3 protein-coding genes are annotated in these 898 nt (G+C 61.5%); all 3 read left to right on the top strand.

Features of this window, described 5'->3' with window-relative positions; all coding sequences use genetic code 11:
* Window positions 1-344, top strand: a 344-nt coding sequence (locus tag HMPREF2975_RS12630) for a hypothetical protein (protein ID WP_227469366.1), incomplete at its 5' end; no start/stop codon positions are given.
* Between the two features lie 92 nt (window positions 345-436).
* Window positions 437-685, top strand: coding sequence for a hypothetical protein (locus HMPREF2975_RS09770; protein ID WP_070727425.1), 249 nt, complete (start codon window positions 437-439; stop codon window positions 683-685).
* On the top strand, window positions 682-898 hold a 217-nt coding region (locus HMPREF2975_RS09765; protein WP_141757404.1), incomplete at its 3' end, for a bifunctional DNA primase/polymerase. The genes HMPREF2975_RS09770 and HMPREF2975_RS09765, both read left to right, overlap by 4 nt.

Below are 898 nucleotides of genomic sequence, written 5' to 3'. Positions count from 1 at the left end.
AAGCTCTCGCCCTGGGCAACACGTTCACCGCGACGTTCTTGGAAGAGAAAAAGCAGTTCGGCAGGGATGGCCGCTCCTCGTACCACGAGAAGATGTTTTCCTACCAGATTGCTAAAGGCGACGTGGCTGGGATGGACAAGGCATTGCAGGAACAGGCCGCGCCCACGCAACCCGCACAGGCAGCACCACAGGCACCAGCACCAGCCGCTTCGGCGGGGCAGGCAGCTAATCAGGGTGAGCAGATCACCACGCTGATCCAGGCAGGCCTCGACGACCAGGCAATCGCAAGCGCCCTCCAAATCGACCCGAGCATGGTCGCCATCATCCGCAACACCATCAAATAACCCCCACAGCCCGGCCAGCAGCCACACCGCGTGCAAGGCGCGGGCGGGCACCAAAACCACACTCAAGCCAAACAAGGAAAGGAGCACGCCCCATGTGGCAGCCCATCACCAAGCAGGACATTAAGGAAGATGACATGCTCCGCATTCACACGAAGAATTTCCCCTCCAGCCCGGTCTGGACGTGGCAGGGAACAGCCGTCCACGACCGTGACCTGCTCCTCGACGTCGGCCACCAACTCGTCTCACCACCCAAGTGGACTGTCACGCTTATCGAGCGCGAAACACCCGACCCAGACCCAACCCCAGATCAGCCTGCGCTCTTCACGGAACCACAACAATGAACCCGATCCTCGCCCACGCGCACGAATGCCTCGCTAACGGCATCAGTATCATCCCCATCCTGCCCGCCACAGACAAGGGCGACAAGCGTCCAGCCGTCGCGTGGAAACCGTACACGCAGCACCGCGCCACACTCACGCAGGCCGACCGATGGTTCCAAAACGAGCAGCACGGTATTGCCGTCATCTGCGGGGCAGTGTCCGGCAACCTCACCA

Origin of the sequence: Actinomyces sp. HMSC065F12 (assembly GCF_001814535.1) — a bacterium.
Taxonomy (GTDB): Bacteria; Actinomycetota; Actinomycetes; order Actinomycetales; family Actinomycetaceae; genus Pauljensenia; species Pauljensenia radingae_A.
The sequence above is the reverse complement of the archived record's forward strand: the minus strand, read 5'-3'. Positions and strand labels throughout refer to the sequence as shown.